This window comes from Mesorhizobium sp. AD1-1, from assembly GCF_020164655.1.
GTDB lineage: Bacteria > Pseudomonadota > Alphaproteobacteria > Rhizobiales > Rhizobiaceae > Mesorhizobium > Mesorhizobium ciceri.
In genome coordinates this window covers 55,585-79,928 of record NZ_JAIUGP010000007.1, presented here as the reverse complement: position 1 = coordinate 79,928, position 24,344 = coordinate 55,585, and the positions used below count along the sequence as shown (strand labels likewise).

At 61.6% G+C, this 24,344-nt stretch carries 20 protein-coding genes; 14 read left to right on the top strand and 6 right to left on the bottom strand.

Going from position 1 to position 24,344, the window contains the following annotated elements:
- Position 1: 1 nt before the first annotated feature.
- Positions 2-220, top strand: coding sequence for a DUF2274 domain-containing protein (locus tag LB519_RS15330; RefSeq protein ID WP_224620443.1), 219 nt, complete (start codon positions 2-4; stop codon positions 218-220).
- 45 nt (positions 221-265) lie between these two features.
- Here the strand turns inward: LB519_RS15330 and LB519_RS15325 are convergent, their stop codons facing one another.
- A complete protein-coding gene (locus tag LB519_RS15325; RefSeq protein WP_224620442.1) occupies positions 266-1,456 on the bottom strand; it encodes an MFS transporter in 1,191 nt (396 codons plus the stop codon).
- Between the two features lie 98 nt (positions 1,457-1,554).
- On the opposite strand from LB519_RS15325, the gene LB519_RS15320 reads away from it, so the two are divergent.
- On the top strand, positions 1,555-2,583 hold the full coding sequence (locus LB519_RS15320; protein WP_224620441.1) for a GlxA family transcriptional regulator: 1,029 nt from the start codon (positions 1,555-1,557) through the stop codon (positions 2,581-2,583).
- 49 nt (positions 2,584-2,632) lie between these two features.
- On the opposite strand, the gene LB519_RS15315 is transcribed toward LB519_RS15320, so the two are convergent.
- Positions 2,633-3,079, bottom strand: coding sequence for an SRPBCC domain-containing protein (locus LB519_RS15315; RefSeq protein ID WP_224620440.1), 447 nt, complete (start codon positions 3,077-3,079; stop codon positions 2,633-2,635).
- Between the two features lie 102 nt (positions 3,080-3,181).
- On the opposite strand from LB519_RS15315, the gene LB519_RS31420 reads away from it, so the two are divergent.
- Complete coding sequence (locus tag LB519_RS31420; protein ID WP_411909252.1) at positions 3,182-3,451, top strand: hypothetical protein; 270 nt, start codon at positions 3,182-3,184, stop codon at positions 3,449-3,451.
- 53 nt (positions 3,452-3,504) lie between these two features.
- On the opposite strand, the gene LB519_RS15305 is transcribed toward LB519_RS31420, so the two are convergent.
- Positions 3,505-4,437: a LysR family transcriptional regulator gene (locus LB519_RS15305; RefSeq protein ID WP_224620439.1), complete on the bottom strand. Its 933-nt coding sequence runs from the start codon at positions 4,435-4,437 to the stop codon at positions 3,505-3,507.
- Positions 4,438-4,805: 368 nt separating this feature from the next.
- Here LB519_RS15305 and LB519_RS15300 point away from each other — a divergent pair, with 368 nt between their 5' ends.
- The 10 genes from LB519_RS15300 (at position 4,806) to LB519_RS15255 (ending at position 19,820) form a co-directional block, all read left to right on the top strand.
- Positions 4,806-6,857 carry a hydantoinase/oxoprolinase family protein gene (locus LB519_RS15300; protein WP_224620438.1) on the top strand — a complete coding sequence of 684 codons (2,052 nt, stop codon included), beginning with the start codon at positions 4,806-4,808 and terminating at the stop codon, positions 6,855-6,857.
- Entirely contained in the window at positions 6,854-8,551 is a 1,698-nt protein-coding gene (locus LB519_RS15295; protein ID WP_224620437.1) for a hydantoinase B/oxoprolinase family protein, read from the top strand. The genes LB519_RS15300 and LB519_RS15295 overlap by 4 nt, the downstream gene beginning before the upstream one ends.
- Positions 8,552-8,601: 50 nt before the next feature.
- Positions 8,602-9,777, top strand: coding sequence for an acyl-CoA dehydrogenase family protein (locus LB519_RS15290; protein ID WP_224620436.1), 1,176 nt, complete (start codon positions 8,602-8,604; stop codon positions 9,775-9,777).
- Positions 9,778-9,791: 14 nt separating this feature from the next.
- On the top strand, positions 9,792-11,930 hold the full coding sequence (locus tag LB519_RS15285) for an acetate--CoA ligase family protein (RefSeq protein ID WP_224620435.1): 2,139 nt from the start codon (positions 9,792-9,794) through the stop codon (positions 11,928-11,930).
- A gap of 43 nt (positions 11,931-11,973) precedes the next feature.
- Entirely contained in the window at positions 11,974-12,324 is a 351-nt protein-coding gene (locus tag LB519_RS15280) for a RidA family protein (RefSeq protein WP_224620434.1), read from the top strand.
- A gap of 1 nt (position 12,325) precedes the next feature.
- Positions 12,326-14,095, top strand: a complete 1,770-nt coding sequence (locus tag LB519_RS15275; protein ID WP_224620433.1) for a thiamine pyrophosphate-binding protein — start codon at positions 12,326-12,328, stop codon at positions 14,093-14,095.
- 1 nt (position 14,096) lies between these two features.
- Positions 14,097-15,530 (top strand): NAD-dependent succinate-semialdehyde dehydrogenase, encoded by a 1,434-nt coding sequence (locus LB519_RS15270; RefSeq protein WP_224620432.1) that lies wholly within the window; start codon positions 14,097-14,099, stop codon positions 15,528-15,530.
- Positions 15,531-15,664: 134 nt separating this feature from the next.
- Positions 15,665-16,555 carry a PhzF family phenazine biosynthesis protein gene (locus tag LB519_RS15265; protein WP_224620431.1) on the top strand — a complete coding sequence of 297 codons (891 nt, stop codon included), beginning with the start codon at positions 15,665-15,667 and terminating at the stop codon, positions 16,553-16,555.
- Positions 16,556-16,835: 280 nt separating this feature from the next.
- Entirely contained in the window at positions 16,836-17,735 is a 900-nt protein-coding gene (locus LB519_RS15260) for an alpha/beta hydrolase (RefSeq protein WP_224620430.1), read from the top strand.
- 27 nt (positions 17,736-17,762) lie between these two features.
- Entirely contained in the window at positions 17,763-19,820 is a 2,058-nt protein-coding gene (locus LB519_RS15255) for a 3-hydroxyacyl-CoA dehydrogenase NAD-binding domain-containing protein (protein WP_224620429.1), read from the top strand.
- A 361-nt stretch (positions 19,821-20,181) separates the two neighbouring features.
- Here the strand turns inward: LB519_RS15255 and LB519_RS15250 are convergent, their stop codons facing one another.
- The 3 genes from LB519_RS15250 to LB519_RS15240 all read right to left on the bottom strand — a co-directional run bounded on the left by LB519_RS15250 (position 20,182) and on the right by LB519_RS15240 (position 23,852).
- Positions 20,182-21,378 carry an MFS transporter gene (locus tag LB519_RS15250; protein WP_224620428.1) on the bottom strand — a complete coding sequence of 399 codons (1,197 nt, stop codon included), beginning with the start codon at positions 21,376-21,378 and terminating at the stop codon, positions 20,182-20,184.
- A 333-nt stretch (positions 21,379-21,711) separates the two neighbouring features.
- Positions 21,712-23,094 carry an ATP-binding protein gene (locus LB519_RS15245; protein ID WP_224620427.1) on the bottom strand — a complete coding sequence of 461 codons (1,383 nt, stop codon included), beginning with the start codon at positions 23,092-23,094 and terminating at the stop codon, positions 21,712-21,714.
- Positions 23,094-23,852, bottom strand: a complete 759-nt coding sequence (locus LB519_RS15240) for a response regulator (RefSeq protein WP_224620426.1) — start codon at positions 23,850-23,852, stop codon at positions 23,094-23,096. The genes LB519_RS15245 and LB519_RS15240 overlap by 1 nt, the downstream gene beginning before the upstream one ends.
- A gap of 180 nt (positions 23,853-24,032) precedes the next feature.
- Between LB519_RS15240 and LB519_RS15235 the strand changes: the two genes are divergently transcribed.
- Positions 24,033-24,278, top strand: a complete 246-nt coding sequence (locus tag LB519_RS15235) for a hypothetical protein (protein WP_224620425.1) — start codon at positions 24,033-24,035, stop codon at positions 24,276-24,278.
- Positions 24,279-24,344 lie beyond the last annotated feature (66 nt).

Here is a 24,344-nt window from a genome sequence, read left to right as displayed (position 1 = left end):
AATGGCCAAGCTGAAACTCGGTCCGATTGCAGACGACAAGCCGGTCAAGGTCACAGTGGAACTGCCGGCGCCGCTGCACCGCGATCTGTCCAGATATGCTGAGATCCTTGGCCGCGATGCGGGTCAGCCTTCCACTGATCCTCTTCGCCTGATTGTGCCCATGCTTGAGCGGTTTATCGCGACGGACCGGGGCTTTGCTAGAGCCAAGCGGGAGCGATAGCATTGCCGAATGCTGGGTGGCGTGAAGACCATGATCGACCTGCCGCTAACTTTTGCTCTGCTCGAGCAGTATGAGTGCCAGAATTGCGCCTGCGACAGTCACGGCAGCCCCGATGAGAGGAAGGAAAACAAGCCCCAGGCTGCCGTCGATGATTGCGCCGCCGGCCCAAGCTGCAAGAGCGGCAGCGATCTGAAATCCGGAGGCATTGAAGGCTATCCCAAATGTCGGTGCCTGCTGAGCAGCAATGAGCACTTTGGTCTGCATTCCAGGGATAACCGAGAAGGCAAGCGCGCCGATTACGAATACCATCACCAGTGCGGCGGGCTGGGTGGCACCGACCAGGCAGAACAATGCAAGCGCAATGGCAAGGCTCAGAAGCAGACCTATCATGGACGGCATCAACGCCCGATCCGACAGCCATCCACCGGCGAGGTTTCCCAGTGTGGCGCCCACGCCGTAAAGCAGAAGCAGTACCGGCACTCGATCGGGAACGAACCCGCTGACATTGGTTAGAAGCGGAGCGAGGTAGACAAAGAACATCAAGACCCCTGCGTTCCCCACGGCGGTCGTGGCAAGCGCAAGTTGAAGATCGCGATCCTTCAGAACGCGGAGCTCGCCGACAATCGACCCGGTGGTGGGGATTCCCCGAACAGGAACCAGCTTGGCCAGAAACGCCGCCGCGATGGTGGCGAAAATCGCGATAGCGATGAAGGTCGAGCGCCAGCCGAACTCCTGACCGATCAGCGTTCCAAGCGGAGCGCCGAGGATCATCGCCAGATTGAAGCCGAATGCGACCTTTGCAATGGCCGATGCCTGCTTGCCAGGTGCGGCAAGCGAAGCCGCGACGACAACCGCCAACGCAAAGAAGGTGCCCACCACCGATCCGCTCAGGACTCTCGCGGCGAGCAGGGCGACGTAGCCTGGGGCCACCGCCGCAAAGACGTTTCCAGCAACGAACACGAGAAGGAGCGCCACCATCAACGGTTTGCGAGGGACGGCGACAGTCAGCAGCGTCACCAAGGGGCCGCCAACGATCATTCCGATTGCATAGGCGGTTACAAGGTGGCCCGCCGCGGGAATGGAAACCGATAGGCCCGCTGCGACCTGCGGCAAGATGCCGGCGATGACGAACTCCGCTGTCGTGACCGAAAAGGCGCAAAGCGTGAGTGTGAGGATCGACAACAGCCCAGATGACTGTCGCTGATCCTTGGCGGCGCTGACCGTATGTGTGTCCATTCTGGCGTCATCCTTGACTTGTTTCCAAGGAAGTTATCCAAACGGCGCAATGTCATATATGACATGAATCCCTCGTTTTCTGCCAAAAGGAGGCGCACTTGGGCCGTCGCATAATTGGTTTCGGCCTGTTCGATCAGGCGTTGGCGTTGAACCTCAACGGTCCAGCGGAAGCTTTCAGTGTTGCCAATCATGTGCTTTCGCAGGTTGAGGGGGGATACGATCTGGTTTTTCTCTCGGAAGCCGGAGGGCTGGTGCGGACGAGCTGCGGCCTGTCGGTCGATACGCAGAGCCTGGAATCCATCGACCCGAACGCGCTCGATACCCTCATCGTTGTCGGCGGCTTGAATGCTTGGACGTTCACGGCGGATGCGCCGCTTGTTCAATGGATATGCAAGATATCGAAGACCGCGCGGCGCACCTGCAGCATCTGCAATGGTGCCTTCCTTCTCGCAGCGGCCGGGTTGCTCGATGGACATCGCGCGGTAACGCACTGGTGTGAAGTCGAGCGACTGAAGGCAATGCACCCGAATGTGCTTGTCGAACTCGACCCCATCTATTTGCAGGACGGCGCGATCTGGACCTCGGCGGGAATGACGGCTGGAATCGACCTCGCGCTTGCCCTTGTCGAAGATGACCATGGCCGACGAGTGAGCCTGGCGGTGGCGAAGGAACTGGTGGTCTTTCTCCATAGGCCGGGTGGGCAAGCGCAGTTCAGCAGCGCGCTTGACGCGCAAACCCGCCTCGGCACCATGCCTCCGGTCGCCAAGCTCGCCGATCTTCCGGCATGGATTATGAACAACCTGAACTCCGATCTCAGTGTCGATGGGCTGGCGAAAGTGGTGGGAATGAGCCCGAGGACTTTTGCTCGCAACTTCGCCCGATGGCACGGGGGCACACCGGCGAACCTCGTCCTGGAGCTTCGTGTCGAAGCTGCTTGCCGCCATCTGGAAGACGGCGGCACCGACATCAAGCGCATAGCCGACATATGCGGATTTGGTGATGAGGAACGAATGCGGCGTGCATTCATGCGCCGCTTATCTATTCCGCCGAGCGCCTATAGGGATCGGTTCGGTCGCCCCATACCCGCCCGACCGAAGGGCCAACGCCCGGCTATGGGCGCCGTGTAGTCAACGAGATGCACACAGGACGACCCATCCACCGCGATGACGCCCGCCCTCAAGCGCGCTCGCAAAACGCCTTCAGGATCTGCAAGGTCGGCCCCCAGTAGAGATTGGCATGCGGGCGGATCGCCGGTTCGGCAAAATCACTGAGGGTCAGCGTCAGCAGCGTTCCCTCATCCGCCGACGCCAGGTCGAAGCTGACCAGGGTGTGGTTTTCGGGTGTGTCGGCCAGACGCGAGGCCGACAGCGTGCTCCAGTAGCTGTAGGCGAACGCCCTCTCGGGTTCCAAGGTCCGGATGGTGCCACGGTTCTCGAACGGCATGCCGTGCAGCAGTCCGCGCATCACGATCGCGCCGCCGGCATGCCCTTGCAGGCTGACGGTCAACTCCTCGTCGGACATCCATTGCGGGATCATTTCTGGCGTCGTCAGTATCCACCAGACCCTGGCTGGCTCAGCACCGATGACGACGGTCTTGATGATCGGCGCGGCAGACTCACTCATGCGGCGCAGATTATCGCGGATGCCACGGGTGACAACATCGACATTCGATGCGGTGCGGACGCCGCCATTGCAGCCTGACCGGGCGCTGTCGAAGCGCGGCCTGTGCTCGCGCACACAGGCCGAGTGCTGATCACGGAAGGGCGCGTGCACGTCGGCGGCAAGGTGGTGCGCGATGCGGCGCTGCGTGTCGACCTCGACCTCATCGTTGTCGACGACAGGCCGTTGGTTGCCGAGCGCAAAAACGACGCTGTTCGGTGCGTTTCGGGACGCCCTGAGGAGGTGCAAACAGGGCGGTTCACGGCTCGACCCGCCACGGGAAGTTCCCGCTTCCACGTGAGCCACAAATCTGGGCGAGGACGCGCGCTCGTCTAAATTCGCTGTTCGCAAATACGCAATTCCAGGGTGAATTTCAGCCCATGGCGATTCTACACGCTGGAGGCGACTTCGAGAACAACAGAGCGGAGCCAGCGGTGGGCAGCGTGCTTGTTCGTCTGGTGGTGCCAAACCATAGCGATGTTGAAGTCGATTTCAGGAAAGGGAAGGTCCTTTGTCCGCAAGCCATGCGCCTCAGCCTGATGCGCCGCCAAGCGCGATGCGACCGTCGCGATCATCCGTGACTGCCGGATCACCAAGGGTGCGAGCAGGAAGTGTGGGATGCTGGCGACGACACGCCGCCTGAGCGCGTGATCGGAAAGCAACTGGTCGAGATGGTGGGTCATTTCGCCATGCGTGGAAACGTTTAGGTGGGAGGCCGATGCAAAGGACTCGAGCGTGAGCGGCTCCGAGGCAAGCGGATTGGTCTCGCAGCAGATCGCAACCCACCGTTCGTTGAACAAATTGCATGCATTGTGACGATCCTCGCGTGGAGTAATCAGCCCTATCGCAATGTCGATCTCGGCGGTGTCGAGCAGAATCGGACCGGTGTTTCTGTTGATGCCGCGCACGAGCAGGACCGAGTCGGGGCTCTTCTCCTGGAACGCCCGGAGCAGGCTCGGCAAGAGAACGAACCCGCTGTAGTCGGACATGCCCACGGTGAATGTCCGCTGCGTTTCCTCGGGGCGGAAATCGTTGTTGCGGTCGAAGACGGTGTCGATTTGCTCCAGCGCGCTCCGCACGTCTAACGCGATCTCAAGCGCGAGGCTCGTCGGCTTCATGCCTTGTGGTGTTCGTACGAAAAGCGGGTCGTTGAAATGCCCCCTCAGACGATTGAGGGCGTGGCTCACCGCAGGCTGGCTCATGCCGATCCTGTCGGCCGTCCGCGACACTCGCCCCTCCTGCATGAGGGAATCGAAGACAACGAGGAGATTGAGATCCACGGAGCGTAAATTCATGCGGCGCATATTGGAGATGCTCAACATTCATTTCAAGTGATCTCCCGTCGATCGTAGAGTTCATTCTGCAAGGCCAAGGCGCGGCGCGTTGCTGAGAGGGCAAAGTGATGACAGGCCACATTGACAGATCCGAAGCTGTTCACCGCAGGAAACTGGGTCGACTGCTGCTGGCTTCGGGGACTCTGTTTCAGCGCGGACACGCTGCGAACCCCATCCAGGGCATTGGGTGAGCAGGATGCGATCCCTTGTCTTCGACGTCGAGCATTTCCCCAAGTCGCGCGACGGGTTTGTCGGCTCACCCATACAACCTACGACCCGATCGGCCTGACATGGTCAAGCCGCAGGACGCCGTCGTTCAGGCCCGATTCGAGCTTCATTAAAAAAGGCATCTTCTTATGCGCATCGGCGTTGATATCGGCGGTACCTTTACGGACGTAGTCCTTGCCCACCCTGAGCGCGGGCTGCTGACAACGAAGTCTCTTTCCACACCTGATGATCCCTCCCGCGGTGTGGTTGATGGCCTCGCGCTTCTCGCCGAGAATCTGGGCGTCGGACTGGGCGAACTCCTTGGAGGGGTGAATCTTTTCCTTCACGGCACCACCGTGGCGACGAACATCCTCGTCGAGCGCAAGGGCGCAAAGATCGGTTTGATCACGACGCAAGGCTTCGGGGATTTGATCGAGCTTCGCGATGGGACCAAGTCTGACCGGTACAGCCTGCGCACTCCGTATCCAGAGGTCTTGATCCCTCGCCCGTTGCGCAAGGAGGTTACCGAACGGGTGTTGTGGGACGGTTCGGTGCACGAGGCGCTTTCAGTCGCCGACGTCGAGCGGGCCCTCGAGGATCTCCGGGAGGAGGGCGTGGAAGGACTCGTGGTCTGCTTCCTCCATGCCCACCGGAATCCTGAGCATGAGCTGCAGGTACGGCGGATTGTAGAGCGGACCGGCTGGAAGTCATATCTTTCGCTGTCGCACGAAATCCTTGGACGGGAAGGCGAGTACGACCGGGTTTCGACGGCGGCCATCAACACATATGTTGGGCCGGGCCTTCATCGTTATCTTCAGAGACTCGAGGATCGCCTGTCGAGCGAAGGCTTGGCTCGTCCGATGCTTATCATGCAATCGAGCGGCGGCGTGCTGCCTGTCGGCGAAGCGGCCAACCACGCCGTCGGAGCCATCACCAGCGGGCCGGCCGGAGGCGCGATGGCTGGGGCCATGCTCTCAAGGCGCGAAGCCATTCCTCTGGCTGTCACTTATGACATGGGAGGAACCAGCACTGACGTGTGCCTGATCCAGAAAGGCGTGCCGCTCGAGCGCCAAAGCCTCGAAGTCCATGAGATGCGAATTGCCGTTCCGGCAGTCGATATCACCGCCCTTGGCACGGGAGGCGGGTCAATTGCATGGATTGACCAGGGCGGTATTCTCGATTTGGGACCGATGAGTGCGGGGGCAGCGCCAGGACCGGCATCCTACGGGCGCGGCGGCGAGCGCCCCACGCTGACGGACGCCAATCTCATCCTTGGCTACATCTCCGATCAGACCTTCCTGGGCGGCCGGATGAACCTTTCGACCTCTCGGGCGCGTCATGCGCTGACCGGCGAGATTGCTGGCGTCCTGGAACTCAGCGTCGAAGAAGCGGCCATGGCAATCAATGCACTGGCGAATTCGCGCGTGGCTGAGGGAATCCGCGCCGCCACGGTTCGACGCGGTCTCGACCCACGCGACTTCGTCCTGATCGCATTCGGCGGGGCAGGCGGAGTTCACGCCGATGCGGTCGCGCGTGAACTGAGGATACCGAAAGTTATCATTCCTCGCGAGGCGTCGGTCCTGTCGGCCCTTGGAATGCTCTCGACCGACGTCAGGCACGACTTCCAGGTTACCGTCGATGCAAGGATTCCCGAACTTGCAGCTGATCATCTGCGCACGCTGTATGAAGGAATTGCGGAACCCGCGCGGTGCCGCCTCAAGGCGGAGGGCTTCGCAGACGAGGCGATCCAGTTGATCGGGCACCTTCAGTGTCGCTATGAGCGGCAGGTCTACACAGTCGAGGTGTCGCTGTCTGAGGCGGACCTGCGAAGCGACAGCACCAGCTGGATCGCCGACCGGTTCGTGGCTCGCTACGAGGAACTTTATCGCCACGCCCACCAGACGGAGGCGGGCGTGGTCGATAGCCTCCATGTGAGCGCTTTCGGGATGCTGCCCCCCATCCAGTTGCCTACCATAAGACGGTCGGATGAACGCGCGCTGCCGCGTGGGCAAAGGGCGATCTATCTCGACGGGTGGATCGACGTCCCTGTCTACTGGTTCGACGACTTGTGGGCTGGGTCAATGTTCGACGGTCCCGCCGTCGTCGATTCCGCCTCGACGTCAATCCTTGTCCTTCCTGGTAGCCGGGCGGTGGTCGACGGCATCGGGAGTCTTTGCATCCACCCAGGAGCCGTCGAATGAACAACGCCCTAGCCACGAGCGATGCTCCCGCCCTGCCGACGGAGCGGCCACGTGTTCATCCACTTACGCTGACGGTGGTCCGCCACAAGCTGCAGGCAATCGCCGAGGAGATGGTGCAGACCATGACCCGCACCTGCTTCTCGCCGCACCTGAATCAATCCCAGGATTTCTCCGGCGTTGTGCTCGACGCAGATGCGCGCGTCCTGGCGCAGGCGGAGCGCGTTCCAATCCACATGGGCGCGATGCCGATGGCCGTCCGCGAAATGGCTCGAGCTTTCCCGGACCTCGCCGAGGGTGACGTGCTGATGGCGAATGACCCCTACTGGGGTGGGAGCCACCTTCCGGACATCACTCTTGCCAAGCCTGTTTTCACCGATGGTCGGTTGGCCTTCTGGGTCGCGATGCGAGCCCATCAAGGCGACATCGGCGGTATGTCGGCAGGCGGATACAGTCCCGATGCGCGCGAGATCTGGCAGGAAGGGCTCCGCATCCCGCCGGTCAGGTTGGTCGAAGGCGGTACGCTGCGGCACGATCTGGTCCGGCTCGTTGCCAGCAATTCGCGAAAATCGGAGGACACGCAAGGCGATGTGCTTGCGGAACTTGCGGCGGTAAATATCGGCGCTGACAGGCTGGGAGATCTTTTTCGCCGGTATGGCGGGGCCGACGTCATCGGATGCATCGAAGCCATTCTCGACGCTGGCGAAGCGGCCATGCGCGTCCAGATTTCAAAATGGAAGGACGGTATCTTCCATGGCGTCGGAGAACTTGAGAGTGGCGGCGCGTCGGGTCAAGGCGTGGCCATACCCGTCACGGTCGAGATCCGGAACGACCGTGCCGTGGTCGATTTTACTGAATGCTGTGATCAAGTTACTTCCTTCATCAACAGCCCGATCGCCAACACGAGGGCTGCAGTCTACGTCGCATTCCAGTATCTGAGCGACGATGCGCGCGCGCAAAACGATGGCAGCACACGAGCGATCGAGATCCGGACCCGGCCGGGGTCTCTGGTCGATCCGGTGAGCCCAGCGCCGGTCGCCGCCTGCACGATTCTGACGGCAAGCGCGATCATCGAAGCGGTGCTCAAGGCCATGACGGCTGCGGCGCCAGACGCGGTGATGGGCGGCTTTGCGAGGCGGTTTCGTTTCGCCGTCGCCGGCAAGGATCGGGCCGGCCGCTCGTTCATCTGGCACTACTTCTTCAACCGCGGCGGTGCCGGTGCGAACGCCCGGCATGACGGCTGGAGCAATCTCGGGGTCATTCACAACCCCGGCGGGACTCCCTCGCCAAGCATTGAACGCACCGAAAGCGCATATCCTTTCGTCGTCGAGGAATACGCATTGCGAGCCAATTCCGGGGGATCTGGCCGCCACCGTGGTGGTCTCGGTGGAGTGTTCAAAATGCGGTACGCCGGTGCCGAACCGGCGATCCTGAATGCTGCTGGAGAAGGCCTGCGCCTTGCGCCCTACGGTGTCAGTGGTGGCCTGCCAGGAGCGCTGAACGACATCAGGATTGCAACAAAGCGCGGCGACCAGAAAGTTGGCGGCCGCACCTACGGCATGCAGCTCGAGCCCGGCGACACGATCGTTTGCCTGTCTGCTGGAGGCGGCGGCTGCGGCCCGGCAAGCGACCGCGCCCCGGATGCCCTGAAGCGCGACCTCGTTTTCGGCTACGTCACGCCCCACGCCTCGCGCTGAATCCACGCAACCGCGCCCGACGATGACGGTGAGAAACAGAAGAGAGCCCGATGGATTTCGAGTTGAATGAAGAGCAGCGAATGTTTCGTGACAGCGTCCGGAGCTTTGCGCTGAGACATCTCGCCGAGGGGGCATTGGCACGTGCCCATGCCCGCGAATTCCCGGCCGACGTTGCGCGTCTCATGGCCGACAACGGGCTGTTCGGAATCATGATCCCCGAGAGCGACGGTGGGGTCGGGGGGACTCTTCTCGACGCTGTGATGGCGATCGAAGAGGTAGCGCTCGTCTGTCCCAGGAGCGCGGACGTACTTCAGGCTGGAAATTTCGGGGCAATCCGTACGCTTGCGGAGTTCGCCACGCCGGCCCAGAAGGAGAGATATTACAGCGATCTCCTCTCCGGCCGCACAACGGTTTCCGTTGCGATGACCGAGCCCGGGGCAGGCTCGGCCGTTACCGAACTGACCACAAGCCTTAGGCCTGACGGAACGGGCTGGCGTCTCAGTGGCCAGAAATGCTTCACCACGAACAGCGACCATTCAGCGTTCTTCGTCGTGTACTGCAGATTCGGCCCCGGACTGGAGGGGATCGGTTCCATCATCCTCGAGCGTGGCGCCGAAGGCTTCTCGATCGGGGAGCCGAGCTACTTTCTCAACGGGGAAGCCTGGTGTCCGCTTTACTTTGACGACGTTTTCATCCCGCCTGAGAACGTGCTCCTGGGGCCAGGAGGGTTCAAACGGCAGATGTCGGGCTTCAACGTTGAGCGAATTGGAAACGCTGCACGATCCTACGCCTATGGGCGCTTCTGCCTGTCGCAGGCGCGCGACTATGCCCTGAACAGACGCCAGTTCGGTCGACCTATCGCCGACTTCCAGGGCATTCAGTGGAAATTCGCCCAGATGGAGGTCGGCCTTCAGTCGGCGCAACTGCTGCTGTACCGGTGTGCGACAGCCGCAGCACGCGAGCTTCCCGATGCAATGCAGACGGCGGTCGCCAAGTACGCCTGCAACAAGATCGGCTTCGACTGCGCGAACGAGGCCGTTCAGATCATGGGCGGATTAGGCTTCAGCGAAGAGGCGCTTGTCGAGTTCTGCTTCCGCAAATGCAAGGGCTGGCAGATTGCGGGCGGGTCGCTTGAGGTCATGCTCAACCGCATCGCCGAGGGCGTTTTCGGGCGTAAGATCTCTCAGCGTCGACAGGCTGAGCAGCCTCGGGCCGGTGCGTCATGAACGGAGGGCGCAACATGGCAACGGCGTCGCCTGAGTCCCTTCGTCGAGCGCTCTTTTCGCCGGAAACGGTCGCACTGATCGGCGCTTCGGCAAACCCTGATAAAAGCAGCGGGCGCGTGCAGCGTTATCTGCGGCGCCACGGCTTCAAGGGTCGCCTTGTTCTTGTCAATCCAGAGCGCCGCGAGATTGACGGCGAGAGGTGCTACGGCTCGATCGAGGAAATCGATGTGCCCGTCGACCACGCATTCGTGCTCGTTGGCACGTCTCGGGTCGAGGAGGCCGTCAAAGCCTGCGTGGCCAAGGGAGCCAAGGTTGCAACGATCCTCGCGGGGGGATTCTCCGAGAGTGGCCAGTTGGGAAACGATCTGCAGCGCCGTGTTGTGGCCGCGGCACGGGAGGGCGGGATGCGGCTCCTCGGCCCGAACAGCATGGGCATTGTCAACCTGCACGCCGCTACGGCGCTTTGCGCGAATGCCGCGCTCGACGTGCAGGAACTCCTTCCGGGGCCGCTCGGGCTGGTCTCCCAGAGCGGCAGCGTTCTGGGAACGATGCTGTCGCGAGGGCAGGCGAGGGGTATTGGCTTCTCTAAACTGATTTCGACGGGCAACGAGGCCGACCTCTCGGCTGGAGAGATCGCAGACCTGCTCGTCGACGACCCCGATACGCACGCCATCTTGCTGTTCCTCGAAGCGGTCCGCGATCCGGTCCATCTGGCACACATGGCCCGCCGGGCGCAGGCGGCGGGCAAACCCGTGATCGCCTACAAGCTCGGCCGATCCGACGCGGGCCGGGAGCTTGCGACATCGCACACAGGTGCGATCGCCGGGGCGGACGCGGCGGCGGATGCGTTTTTTCGGGAGCATGGCATAGCCCGGGTGGATATGATCGAATCTCTCATCGAGCTGCCATATCTGATGATGGGCGCGGACCTGTCCCGCCCCCGACGCAAACAGGTGGCCGTGATGACGACGACGGGCGGCGGCGGAGCGATGGTGGTCGACCAGCTCTCGCTTCGCAGCGTTGAGGCGCTCGCCCCCGCTCCGCAAACAAGAGAGTGCTTGCTCTCTTTGGGGATTGAGACCGCCGGATCCAGGCTGGTCGACCTCACTCTTGCCGGCACGACCAAGGAGCACGCGCAGGCTGCCCTTGCTGTGTTGCTGGCGGGAGAGGAAAGCGAAGTGGTGATCCCGGTAATCGGATCGTCGGCCCAGTTCAAGCCCGAGCTTGCGCTCGCTGGCGTCCTCGCCGCCGCACAGCACAATGCGCGCCGCAAGCCGATCGGCGTCTTCCTCGTCCCGCATGCGGATGAGTCGCTACGGATTTTGGCGGGCGCCGGCATTGCGGGTTTCCGGACCCCGGAAACGGCCGCCGATTGCGTGCGCGCCTTCCTCGAATGCAGACCGCCCTCGGCCAGAGACGCGGTGCCTGCGGTTAGCCTGAGTAGCTTGCAGCGGATTCTCCAAGCGGGAGGGCAGGCTGGCTCGATCAGCCCGGAGCGGGCGTCTGACGTGTTCCGTCGTCTCGGGATACGTCAGGTGGCATCTTTCGTGCTGCGCGATTTCCTGATGTTCGAAGACCTTCCGACCGACCTGTCCTACCCGCTCGCCGTAAAGGTCATCTCGGCAGATATTCAGCACAAGACGGAAGCCGGCGCGGTCGCCCTCAACATCTCCGGCCGCGGCGAACTCGAACTCGCCGTCAGGAAAATCGTTGAATCCGCCCTGGTCTTTCAACCTTCCGCGCGCATCGACGGGATCGGTCTGCAGGGCATGGAAAAGGGTCTCGCCGAGGTTGTGCTCGGCTTCCGTCGCGACCCGCAGATCGGACCGATTGTCGTGCTTGGAGCAGGTGGCGTGCTCACCGAGATCTATCGGGATTTCGCCACGCGGCTCGCGCCGACGACACGCGAGGAGGCGCTGGCGATGATCGACGAAGTCAAGGGCCTGGCTCCGATTCGTGGTTACCGGGGTCTGCCCAGGGGCGATCTCGACGCGCTTGCGGACGCGGTCGTGGCCATGTCCCGCCTCGCCTTGCTCGATGAGCCGATCGTGACTGAGGCAGAGATCAATCCGCTCATCGTGAAGCGCGCCGGTGAGGGCGTCGTCGCCGTGGACGCCCTTGTCACCACCGCTGAGTATCGGATGGACGCGTGAGTATCCGCCGCGTCCCATCGCATTGCAATCAGAGGATCGACAGATGATTGAACGGTTCGGCGTCGGCCCGCGTCTAAGCAAGGCCGTCAAGTTCGACCACCTGGTCTTCCTTGCCGGAGAGGTCGCCAACGATCCGCAGCTGGATCTCCGCCAGCAGACGGCTGCGGTCCTGGCAAGGATCGACGCGCAACTCGCCCAGTGCGGAGCAAACAAGTCCTCGATCCTCTACGCGCAGGTGTGGCTCGCCGACATGAGCGGCTTCGACGCGATGAATGAGGTCTGGGATAGCTGGATCGACACCGCCAACCCGCCCGCTCGTGCGACGGTTGGCGCCCAACTCGCGAAACCATTCAACCTGGTCGAAATTCAGGTCGTCGCGGCAACGGAGCGCTGAGATGTCGAAAGCAGATTTTCAGCATCATCGTGCTTCACGGATGAACTCTCCTGATGCGCTGACGCCGCGTCGACTCAGGACGGGCGGCAAGGCAGTAGCCGAGGCGTTTCGGATCCACGGGGTCGAGCGGATATTTTGCGTACCCGGCGAAAGCTACCTGCCAATCCTTGACGCTCTTGTCGATGAGCCTGGAATACAGGTCGTCTCCTGCCGGCATGAGAGCGGGGCGGCCAACATGGCCGAGGCCTATGGCAAGCTGACTGGGCGTCCGGGCGTATTGATGGTCACGCGCGGACCGGGTGCCTGCAATGCGACCATCGGGCTCCACACGGCGTTCCAGGACTCTACGCCGCTCGTCGCGATTGTCGGCGACGTCGACCGGAGCTTCGAGGACCGCGAGGCCTTTCAGGAGATCGACTTCAGGGCGTTCCTGAAGCCGGTCTGCAAGTGGGTCGGCCGGATTCAGTCGGCCGATCGAATTCCAGAGCTTCTGAGCCGCGCATTCTACCTGGCGACATCCGGGCGTCCTGGGCCCGTGGCGCTCGTCGTGCCGGAGGACATGTTGGCCGGGTTGACCGATGCTGCGGCCGCGCCTCCCTATCGGGTTGTCCAGCCCGCCCCATCGGCTGCATCGATGGACAGGCTTCGTGAGCTTCTGCGGCTTTCGTCCAAACCCGTCATGCTCGTGGGCGGAGGCGGCTGGACGCCTGATACGTCGGAGCTTCTGCGCGCGTTCGCGGAACGCCAGCATCTCCCGGTTGCGGGCACGTTTCGGTGCCAGGACAGGATCGACAATCGAAGCGACGCGTATGTTGGCCACGTGGGAATCGGGATCAACCCGCGCTTGGCGGATCGGATCAGGGAGGCGGATCTCATCCTGGCCGTCGGCGCTCGACTGGGGGAAAAAACAACGCAGCACTACGATCTGCTGATCCCGCCATGCCCGGCGCAGACGCTGGTTCATGTCCACCCCGACCCGAGCGAAATCGGCAGGGTCTACGCTCCCGCGCTCGGAATTTGCTCAAGCGTTGGTGAATTCGCCTCCCTGGCTTCAGCACTGCCAGTCAGCAAAGGCAGGGGGCATGGATGGATGCGAGGTCTCCGGTCCGACTATCTGGCGCATCTCGCTCCGATCGCTCCTCCTCCAGGCACGTCCCTCGACATGTGGGAGATCATGCGCGAGTTGCGGGAACGGCTCGACCCGCACGCGATTCTGACCACCGACGCCGGAAGTTTCTCGGGATGGATGCAGCGGTTTTATGTCTACCGAACGTACCCTTCCCAACTGGGAGCGACGAACGGCGCCATGGGCTACGGCATTCCCGCTGCCATTGCGGCCAAACTGATCTTTCCGGAGAAAACGGTGGTCGCGTTCTGCGGCGATGGCGGCGCCCTCATGACAGGCAACGAAATTGCGACGGCCGTCAAATATGACATCGCTCCAATCATTCTTGTTCTGAACAATGACATGTATGGCTCGATCCGAGTCCATCAGGAGCGGGACTACCCCGGCCGTGGCGTAGACACAGGGCTCGTCAATCCATGTTTCGTGAGATGGGCGGAAAGTTTTGGCGCCTTCGCGGCCACCGTCGAGCGAACCGAGGATTTTGCGCCTGCGTTCGAACAGGCGGCTGCGGCAGGACGCGTCGCGGTCATTGAAATACGGCTGCCGGCCGATGCGGGCCCACCCGGCAGCACGATCAGCCAGATACGTTCCGAAGCGCTCGCAAAACAGGCGGGCGTTGGCGCCACAGCCCAGAGCAGGACATAACATGACAGCAATTCTGGGGTTGTTCATCGACGGCGAATCAAGGGTGGGAGGCGGGCGGCGAACGATGTCGGTGCTGAACCCAGCCGACGACGAGGTCGTTGCCGATCTGACACTGGCGGATGCGCGGGACCTCGACGACGCTTTGTCTGCGAGTGCTGGCGCTTTCGCCGAATGGCGGGACAGCACGCCTCTCGAGCGGTCGGCCCTATTGAGAACAGTGGCCGGCCTCATTCGTCGCGATCGCGAGGCGCTGGCTCGAATCTTGACCGAGGACCAGGGGAAGGTTCTCGCTGAATCATTTGCCGAAATTGCCGTGACGGCCGAGTCGTTTGAATGGGCGGCGGAGGAGTGCAAGCGTACGTATGGCCGCGTCATTCCTTCGCGAGACCGCAATTTGAGGCTCTTTGTCGAGTATGAACCGATTGGGCCTGTCGCGGCTTTTTCCCCCTGGAACTTCCCGGCTTTCAATCCAGGCCGCAAGATGTGTACGGCCGTCGCCGCCGGATGCTCCATCATCGTGAAGCCTTCCGAGGAGACGCCTCGATGTTCCCTGGAAATCGCCCGTTTGTTCGCCGAAGCCGGGGCTCCGCGCGGACTCGTCAATGTGGTGTTTGGAAACCCGCCGGAGGTCGCGCGCCATCTGATCAAATCTCCGATCGTTCGCAAGGTCGCTTTTACGGGATCGGTCCTGGTTGGAAAGTCCCTTACCGCGCTCGCTGCCGAAGGCCTGAAACCAGTCACCATGGAACTCGGCGGGCATGCTCCGGTCCTGGTCTTCGACGATGTGGACGTCGAGGCCGTCGCGAAGGAAGCCGCCGCAGCCCGGTATCGCAATGCCGGACAGGTGTGCATCTCGCCCAGCCGCTTCTTCGTCCAGCGGTCGGCGCATGGCAGGTTCGTGGATGCCTTTTCCAGAGCGGCTGCAGACATCGTGGTCGGAGATGGCCGCGACGGGCGAACGACGATGGGGCCTCTGGCCAGCGCCCGGAGGGTTTCGGCGATGGAGAACCTTGTGGCCGACGCAGTGTCAAGAGGCGCCAGGATCGCCTTCGGTGGCCAAAGGACGGGCAATACCGGACACTATTTCGCGCCGACGGTGCTGACGGATGTTCCCCGGGAAGCACGCGTTCTCCAGGAGGAGATTTTCGGGCCCATCGCACCGATCGTCAGCTTCGACGACGAAGCTGAGGCAGTTGGCAGGGCAAACGAGCTTCCTCTTGGCCTTGCGTCGTTTGTCTTCACCGAGAACGGCCGCCGTGCCCAGAGGCTGGCTTCCCGCATCGAGGCGGGAGCGGTTGCGGTCAACAGCACAACGGTGGCTCTTCCGGAAATTCCCTTTGGAGGGGTGAAGGAGAGTGGCCTTGGCCGCGAGTCAGGCGAGGAGGGAATTCTCGAACACATGATCAAGAAGACCATCACGATGCGAGCGCGATGAAGCCTTGTGGCGGTGAAGTCGTGATTGGCGCACCTCTCCTCGGTCTTTTTCGCCGAGACAGTTCGTTGGTTGAGGCTGACCACCGCAGGCAACCCTGCTTAAACCCAACGCACAACCCACTTTTGGAGATCCCCATGACCCGGCCCTATTTCATTCTTGATGTCTTCACCGACAGCCCACTGGCCGGCAATCCTCTTGCCGTCGTCCTTGATGCCGAAGACCTCGGCAACAGCGCCATGCAGGCGATTGCGAAGGAATTCAATCTTTCGGAGACAATCTTCCTGACCGGCCGCCTGGGCGGGAAAGTGCCCGTCCGCATTTTCACGCCGACGGCTGAAATTCCGTTCGCCGGACACCCGACGATCGGTGCGGCGGTTTTGATCTGCTCGCTTCTCAAGGACGGTGGCGAGGAGCTTCGCATGCTGACCTTGGATGAGAAGGTTGGGCCTGTGCATTGCCAGGCACTCGCTCGCTCGATCGGTACGGGCCACGCCGCCTTCGACATTCCGGATTTGCCGCAGCAGTCACCAATCGATGTCCAACCGGCAGGGCTCGCAAGCCTCCTGAGCTTGTCCGAACGCGATATCGGGTTTGAGTCGCATGTGCCGAGCATATTCAGTTCCGGGTTTGCATTCGTCTTTGTGCCGCTTTCAGGCTTGCCGGCCTTGAGCGCTATTAGGTTGGACGGCGGACGCTGGGGGGAAGTGTTGCCGGAGCCCATGCCACGAGCGCTTGTTGCCTATACGAATGGACCAGATGGCAGCTATCGGCTTCGCGTATTCGCTCCGGCGCTTGGGGTCGCCGAAGACCCAGCGACAGGTTCGGCGGCCGCGGCCTTCTCGGGCGTGCTCGCGCGCTTTGCCTCGCTCCCCGACGGTGAGCACGCGGTTCGACTGCTGCAGGGATACGAGATGGGCCGCCCAAGTCAGCTGGACCTGCAACTGACGATCACCAACGGTGGTGTTTGCGCCGCACGCGTAGGTGGCAGCGTCGTTCTCGTAGCCGCAGGGACTCTGCGCGTCTGACCCGGGACGTTCCAGGACCGCGGTGTTTTCGGCGCCGCACCTTGATGGGCAGCGGGACAAATTCACGGGTCTAATATCGACCATGTCAAAACTGCAATTTTCCGGCGCGCCGATTGTCCCTATTGGCTTCCATAAAACCGCATCTGAACCACATCTGCCTGGTCGACGCCCCGAAGGGCAATGCCAGTGAAACCTGGAAAAGGATTGCTGCATGTCCCTTGCATCCATGGCTTCGGCGTTCGCGAGATAGGCGATGCCACAAAGCAAATCGAGACACGAGATGTTTGTCGACATTGGAGAAAAAGCGAGGATCCGCGTCCTTCGCCGCAGATTTGCGGCAAAGGAAAATCAGCCGGTGATTGTGCTTCTGCATGGCTATGGCGTGCCCACCGCCGATGCGTTCGATGTCCCAGGCGTCTCGTGGACGGCCGATCTCGCCGGACGTGACATCGAGGTTTGGGCTATCGACCTGCCGGGCTTCGGCGCGTCCTACCGGCCGGACTTGGGGCCTGAAGCAACCCGGGCGGCGGCAGCGGCGCCGTGCGTCGTAACCTTCCTGAGGTGGTTGAAGGCACAGTCCTCCCAGCGGCCGCTCCACCTCCTTGGCTGGTCCTGGGGTGCTATCGTTGCGGCGTTGGCGGCAATCTCGGCACCGAGCCTGATCGACCGGCTCATATTGGTCGGTGCAATGCAGGCGACACGCTATCCCGAAGGCGCGCAGGCCATGGCCGCGATGTCACCTTCCGGCACGATCACGTCGAGTATGCCGGCCTATTTGCCCATGCTGCCCGAAGCAGCGGTGGCCGCATGGAGGCGGATGCTTGGCCTGCGGAAGGACATTGTTGACGAAGCAACGATACAGAAGGTGATCGATGTCGTCGCGCGCGCACCACAAAGTGCGCTTTCCTCCGGCGAGACCATGCTTGCGCGGCCCACAGGACCCCTGCTTGACCTCCACAATGCCTGGTCGGGGAAGCCGGCATTCGATCCCGCTCGGCTGCGTACTCCGACGCTGGTCTTGCGAGGCGCTTTGGATACCTTTGCCGACACCAAGCTTGGGCGGCGGGTGGCCCACGCCGAGGTCAAGGAAGTGGTCATTTCCGACGCTACACACTGGATGCCGTATGAGCGCAGCCGAATTCAACTTTTCGAAGCGGTAGCGGATTTCGTCAAAAACTGACCGGCCTTGCATGCAGGGACATTGGACATGAGTGCAGCATCAGTCCGCCTCCGGATCGATGGGGACGTCGGGTTCATCCTTATCGACAATCCCCCAGTCAATGCTGGGTCGGCCGGCGTACGGCTGGGACTTCGCAATGCCGTTCGTCGATTGGCGGCCGACGACGGCCTGGTTGGTGGTGTCATCATCGGTGCCGGCAAGACCTTCATGGCCGGGTCAGACATCAGGGAGTTCGGCAAGCCCCTGCAGGAGCCGGACCTGCCGTCGGTCATTCTCGAGATCGAGCAGTGTCGCAAGCCGATCGTCGCGGCGATCGACGGCGTTGCCCTGGGTGGTGGCTACGAATTGGCGCTCGCCTGCGATGGGCGCCTTGCAACGCGTGAAGCCGTGGTTGGGCTTCCGGAAGTAACATTGGGAATGATTCCTGGAGCCGGTGGGACGCAGCGCCTGCCGCGGCTGGTAGGCATTGCACAGTCCTTCGACCTGATTGTGTCTGGTAGGCGTGTTGCTGCCTTGGAGGCGCTTGCGCTTGGTCTGATCGACGGTATCGCCGAGGGTGATCTGGCAGGTTTCGCTGCTGATTGGGTGAGACGAATGGCAGGCCGCAAGAGCAGGGTCCGAGATCGATCAGTTCCGAGTGACGCGACCGGTGACCTCGCCCTGGCAGAAAAAACCGCACTAAGAAAGGGGCACGGCCGGGAAGCCGTGCGCGAAGCGCTCAGGGTCATTAAGTTAAGCATCAGCACATCGTTCGAGCAGGCGCTCTCCAGCGAGCGCGAGGTCTTCCAGCGGCTTCGAATCGGGGAGGATGCGGCGGCGCTGCGCTACAATTTCTTTGCCGAGCGTGAGGCCAGCAAACTCGAAGGGATGGAAGGACGGGCCGCGCGAGTCATTCAGAAAGTCGGCGTCGTCGGCGCCGGGACGATGGGCGCCGGCATTGCGGCAGTCTTTGCCGCGTCCGGGTATCATGTGACGTTGGTTGACACGACGGAGGAGGCGCTTGCACGCGGTCTCGATCTTGTTGCTGTCGCGATTCATGATCTGGCCAGATCCGGCCGGCTCGGCACCGGTGGTCTCGATGCAGTCTGGGGACGCCTGATCCCATCGATGAGTCTCGATGGGCTTTCCGATGCCGATCTGATCATCGAAGCCGTATTCGAGGACATGGCCGCCAAACGGGAGGTGCTTTCTGCGCTCGGCTTGGTTTTGAAACCGGGTGCGATCATCGCATCAAACACATCGTATCTCGATATCGACGAATTGGCGCTGGCGACAGGCAGGCCCGAAGATGTCGTCGGCTTGCATTTCTTCGCACCCGTGCACCGGATGCGGCTTGTCGAAGTTGTCCGCAACGCACGCACTACACCTGACGTCTTGTTGACCGGCGTCTCTGTGTCCAAAATCGTTGGAAAACTTCCGATCGTCACGGGATGCTCGGAAGGCTTCATCGGGAACCGCATCTATGCGAAGTACCGTCAGCAGTGCGAGTTCCTGCTGGAAGAAGGCGCGCTCCCTCATGAGGTCGACGCCGCGGTAGAGGAACTGGGCTTCGCCATGGGCCCTTTCGCAGCCGGAGACCTGTCGGGGCTCGACATCGCGTGGCGCAATCGCCTGCGCAAGGCTGCTGCCCGTGATCCTCGGGAGCGCTATGTCGAAATTGCCGATCGAATCTGCGAGCTGGGGCGTCTTGGTCGCAAGACCGGCGCGGGTTGGTACACCTACGCAGGCGCGACCGGCAAGGCGCAACCGGACCCAATCGTGACAGAAATCGTCAGACGGTACGCCGTGAAGCGCGAATCCTCGATGCCCTTGTCGGGCGAACAAATCAGACGTCGCGCACTGGGCGCGGTCCTAAATGAAGCGGCATTGATCGTCGAAGAGAGCAGCGCACGATCTGGCAGGGAGATCGACCTCGTTCTGGTGAACGGCTTCGGCTTCTCGAAGTTTAAGGGAGGCCCGCTCTTCCTCGCTTCCCGCCGCCCGCCTGCCGAAATCGAAACGATGATCACCGAAGTCGAGACCGCCACCGGCTTTGGGTTCCGGCGTGGGGATGTCGCACGCTTGCTCGCCGGGCTAGGCGAGTAGGAACCGCATTCTCGCTTGCTCAGCCGCAGCCTGCAGCTGGCGCGGAATTCTGGCGACCATTGCCTCTACGGTCGACGTGGACCACATCCGTAAGTGCATCTGCGCCAGCTACCCGGAAGGGCGAGCGCCCATCCCCGAGGTTCCCGACCACGGCAAGACTAAGGCAGGTCAATTCTGGGCCTATGCCCGGGATGAGGCCGCTGCCATTCCGCGCTGCCGCCACTGGATCCCGGAGCAAAATCCGAACGTTTAGGTCTAGCATATTTTTGCGGTTCACCGGGCGCTTCTGACACGCCCGGTAACGGGTCGCCAGGTGGCAGCTTGTTGGGCACGGCACAATGAGCTTGCTGCAATGTGACCATCATGCTCGAGATGATTTCGTTTCGGCAGCAAGCAACGACGAACCCGAGACCACAAGCACGCCGCCGAAAAAACTCAGAGCCGCGCACAGCCCGAAAACGGAATGATAGCCGAACAATTCCGCCCAGGTTCCGGTGGCAATGCCGGCGACCAGCCAACCCGCGTTCGTTGTGTTGGCAAAAAGGGCTGATGCCGTACCGGCGCGGCCGGGATTGAGTTCTTGCAGCAGCTGCATTCCGCCGACGCTGATGATGCCGATGCCAACTGCGCGCAGGACCTGCGCGCCATACATCACTTGCAGCATTGGCAGCAGAGCCACGCTCAAAAAGTACAATGAGAAAACCGCGAAGCCTGCAACGAGGAGCGATCGGTTCGCCCGCTTTGCTGGTACTAGGACGAAGAGCGCCATGACGATGACTTCCACGGCAGCGCAGAGGCTGAACATCAGCCCGACATCGCGCTCGCTGGCGTCGAGATCATTGACGACCACGATCGAAAGCGCCGTCGACCCCATAAACATCGCGATATTGAAGAATGTAAGGGCCAAGGCCGCCTGGATAGCCCACCGAAAAGCTATTGGTCGTACCTTCTCGTTCGTCGTGACCGCCGGCATCATCGGTGGCCGGAAAGCGAAGAGTGCAACGAATGCCGCCAGGCTGCAGGACGACGCGACGCCGTAGACGCCGGCATAGCTCCAGACGTGGATCAAAAAAGCACCCAAGGCCGGGCCGATGACCCAGCTGAGTGAAGCGATCATGCGCAATGCTGCCATGCCTTGTGCGGCGAGCGCCGAACCGCGTTGATCCAGCCCGCCCTTGGCGACCGCGCAGATCAGCGCGAAGCTCGCGGTGGCTGGCCCGAGAAGCAGGAATGCGACAATCATCAGCGCCCACCGATCTACAATGACCGTGCAGAGACTATAGCCCAAAGCGGCCAGAGCTAGGGGCAGCGCGAGGGGGCAGAGGCGTGGCCTGCTGTCAAATGTACGAGCGAATAGAGATGTGGCACCAATGCTGGAGATGCCTGACAAAGTGAGGAACAGACCGAGTTCGAACGGCGACATGCCGGCTCGTTCAACGGCGAGCAGGGTCATATAGCTGCTGGCCATTGCTTGAGCCGTGACGGCAAGAAACATCGCGATTGCCGCGACTGCAAAGCCTGGCGCCCCCAGCAAACCGTATCGATTGGACGGCGACATGATAATCCGTCAAAGCCTGAAGGAAGCAACGAGCGTTCAGATAACTTGGTTCCCCTTGCCTACGGTCGTCCCCTCCGATGTAGGTCTCGGCCAGATGGCAGGCAGACGGCGGCCAACAACATGCTGGCGCTCTCTCGGGCAGATCACGGGTTACCCGAGGAACTTGCGAATGAGGTCGCACTCCAGGGCGAGGATCGGTAGTGGGTCAGTTTGAAATTCATAGCTGGGCAGCGCCTGACTTGCTGATGATCCAATCGAGCAACCCGGCCTCAATCCGCTCACACCCGGTGAAGTCGAATACCAGGCTCTTGGCCAGATCGCGCCATTGCGGCTTTAAGAATTGTGTAGGAATATTGCAGCGTCGGAGCGTGCATTGTCGTTAGGGTCGACGGCCATTGAGGGCAGTGTGATCCTGGCTGTCAGCCCGTGAGGCTGTCGTTGAATGAGCTCAATCCCTCCGCCGTGGCCCTGCACTATGTCTCGAGCGATAGACAGGCCAAGTCCGAAACCCCCGCCCATTATCGCGCGCGCATTATCCGCCTTGAAGAAGGGTTCGAAGACCCTTTCTCTCAGGTCGTCCGGGATACCCGGCCCGTTATCCGATACGTCGATCTCGGCTTTTCCATCACCACCGACGCTCAGCCGCACATCGATCACCTCGCCGTGCTTGGCGCCGTTGGCCACGATATTGCTGATTGCGCGGGTGAGAGCACTTGGCCGGCACAGCCAAGTCAACCGGCTCGGGCCTTTATAGCTGATATTGTGGCCGACATCGGCGAAATCCGCGCAGATCGTCTGGAGGAGGCTTGGCAAGTCGACGCGCGATGTATCCTCCGAGCGGGCGTCCTCGCGCAGATAACTGATCGTCTCATCCAGCATATGGCTGATCTGCTCGATCTCATGGAGCATGCCGTCCCGCAGGCCATCCTCGGTAACCCGCTCTACGCGCAACCGCAGGCGCGTAAGTGGGGTGCGCAGATCATGGCTGATCGCCGCGAGCATGCGTGTGCGATCATCGAGAAGGCTGCGGATGCGGGTGCGCATTTCATTGAGGGCATCGGCTACGTCGGCGATCTCGCGCGGTCCGTTGCGGCTCACGGCCTGCTCAGCGCCCCGATGTCGGCCGAACGAATGGGCAGCCTCAGCGAGCGAGGACAGGGGGGCTATGATCCAGCGCACCGCATACACGGAAAGAAGGACGATGAAAACCAGGACAATGACGAGCGTAAGCGCTGTCGGCGCCCAGATCAGCCGCCAAAGGTTCGTTCCTGTCGATGCATCAAAGACAAGAGCCGTGTCGTCATCGATTCGGGCGACGAGTTGATGCTCGGGACCTGAGGAATATCGATCGCCTTCTATCATGTCGATCCCCCAGCCCGATTCCAGTTGGCGCTCTATTAGTCGGGACATTGACGGTAGGCTTGGGGCAACTGCCGGCTCCAACTCGGAAATCGCAACATCCACGACTTTGACCCCGGCCTTTCGCGAAGCTTGCAATATCGCGGCGCGCTCGCCGGAGTTTGCAGCCTGCATGAGTTCGACAATCTGCGCGATCTGTTGAGCTGCGGCAGATGGGCTGGCTTTCGAGGCAGCGCCGTCGGCGAAAAGCAGAACCGTAGCTATGGTGAAGAATGCGCCGAGCAGCACCGATATTGCGACGATCCCGGTGATTTGTGTCGTGATGCTCCCAAGCCGCAACCGGTCCGAAAACGACATTACATCTCCACCACGGTGGGCGTGAACATGTACCCTCCCAAGCGCACCGTCTTGATCAGCGTTGGATCACGCGGGTCCGTTTCCATCTTCTGGCGAATTCGGCTGACGTGAACGTCGATGCTGCGTTCGATCGGTCCCGTCGCACCGCCATGAACCATATCAAGCAGTTGCTCGCGCGAGAGTATCTGGCCTGCGTTGCGGCAAAAGGCGATGAGTACGTCAAACTCCACACTCGTCATTGCCACCCTCACGCCGTTTGGATCATAAAGCTGACGTGCAGTCGGGTCGATAGTCCATCCTGCAAAGGTCAGCGGCCTGGCCCGCGACGCAACGCTGCCGTTCGCAGTTTGCGCCCGGCGCAGGAGCGCGCGGATGCGTGCTACGAGTTCGCGGGAATTGAAGGGTTTTGGAATGTAGTCGTCGGCGCCGATCTCGAGGCCGACGATGCGATCGATAGCCTCGCCCCGCGCCGTCACCATGATGATCGGAATGGCCGAACCCGCCCTCAGTCTGCGACAGACGCTGAGTCCGTCCTCACCAGGTAACATGATGTCGAGGACGACAAGATCGACCTGCTCGCCATTCAAAATTTTGTCCATCTCAATGGCTGATCCAACGGCTGAAGCGGCAAAGCCGCTTTCCGTCAGCACGTCGATGAGCATCCGCGAAATCTCCGGATCGTCCTCGACAAGAAGAATGCGTGGTGTCGCGCCTTGCGGGAGATGTGCGATCGACATGGCCCTTACGGATTCGAGCATCCGCCTATTCTCGGTTCAAAGCGCTGCTGCGTCAGCAGCTGATTTGTTTAATTTTGTTAACGTTGGCCATCGGATTCCGCCGCATGCGCATGCGGCGAAACATCTCTTAATATCACTTAAACCCGGCTCCTTCAGCGAAAGCCTATGTTCTTGCCTTGCAACCCCACGGAGGTGCTGGACATGACCCGGCTTTCGATCATTCTTGCCTTTATAACCCTTGTTCTTCCCGGAACTGCCGCCGCCCAGCAGGAGCAGAGCTCGCAGCCTGAAGTGAGTGCGGAAGTCCGGCAAATGTGCAAGCGGGAAGTGCGCAAGCTGTGCCGGACGTTGCTGCCAACCAAGGCTGCGATCCGGCGCTGCGTCGCGGAGAACAGGGACAAGCTCCCTGAGCAGTGCCTCGCCGTCTTCGGATTGGGACAGCAGTAGCTACAAGTCAGGACACTCGCCGCGACGGCGCCTCCCATCATGATAGGCTCTTTAGTACTCCACCTG

Bases quoted from the DNA above. Each gene is read 5' to 3' on its own strand.
- LB519_RS15330 (WP_224620443.1), top strand. From the start codon at position 2: ATGGCCAAGCTGAAACTCGGTCCGATTGCAGACGACAAGCCGGTCAAG.
- LB519_RS15325 (WP_224620442.1), bottom strand. From the start codon at position 1,456: ATGGACACACATACGGTCAGCGCCGCCAAGGATCAGCGACAGTCATCT.
- LB519_RS15315 (WP_224620440.1), bottom strand. From the start codon at position 3,079: ATGAGTGAGTCTGCCGCGCCGATCATCAAGACCGTCGTCATCGGTGCT.
- LB519_RS15305 (WP_224620439.1), bottom strand. From the start codon at position 4,437: ATGTTGAGCATCTCCAATATGCGCCGCATGAATTTACGCTCCGTGGAT.
- LB519_RS15300 (WP_224620438.1), top strand. From the start codon at position 4,806: ATGCGCATCGGCGTTGATATCGGCGGTACCTTTACGGACGTAGTCCTT.
- LB519_RS15295 (WP_224620437.1), top strand. From the start codon at position 6,854: ATGAACAACGCCCTAGCCACGAGCGATGCTCCCGCCCTGCCGACGGAG.
- LB519_RS15290 (WP_224620436.1), top strand. From the start codon at position 8,602: ATGGATTTCGAGTTGAATGAAGAGCAGCGAATGTTTCGTGACAGCGTC.
- LB519_RS15285 (WP_224620435.1), top strand. From the start codon at position 9,792: ATGGCAACGGCGTCGCCTGAGTCCCTTCGTCGAGCGCTCTTTTCGCCG.
- LB519_RS15280 (WP_224620434.1), top strand. From the start codon at position 11,974: ATGATTGAACGGTTCGGCGTCGGCCCGCGTCTAAGCAAGGCCGTCAAG.
- LB519_RS15275 (WP_224620433.1), top strand. From the start codon at position 12,326: ATGTCGAAAGCAGATTTTCAGCATCATCGTGCTTCACGGATGAACTCT.
- LB519_RS15270 (WP_224620432.1), top strand. From the start codon at position 14,097: ATGACAGCAATTCTGGGGTTGTTCATCGACGGCGAATCAAGGGTGGGA.
- LB519_RS15265 (WP_224620431.1), top strand. From the start codon at position 15,665: ATGACCCGGCCCTATTTCATTCTTGATGTCTTCACCGACAGCCCACTG.
- LB519_RS15260 (WP_224620430.1), top strand. From the start codon at position 16,836: ATGTTTGTCGACATTGGAGAAAAAGCGAGGATCCGCGTCCTTCGCCGC.
- LB519_RS15255 (WP_224620429.1), top strand. From the start codon at position 17,763: ATGAGTGCAGCATCAGTCCGCCTCCGGATCGATGGGGACGTCGGGTTC.
- LB519_RS15250 (WP_224620428.1), bottom strand. From the start codon at position 21,378: ATGTCGCCGTCCAATCGATACGGTTTGCTGGGGGCGCCAGGCTTTGCA.
- LB519_RS15245 (WP_224620427.1), bottom strand. From the start codon at position 23,094: ATGTCGTTTTCGGACCGGTTGCGGCTTGGGAGCATCACGACACAAATC.
- LB519_RS15240 (WP_224620426.1), bottom strand. From the start codon at position 23,852: ATGCTCGAATCCGTAAGGGCCATGTCGATCGCACATCTCCCGCAAGGC.
- LB519_RS15235 (WP_224620425.1), top strand. From the start codon at position 24,033: ATGACCCGGCTTTCGATCATTCTTGCCTTTATAACCCTTGTTCTTCCC.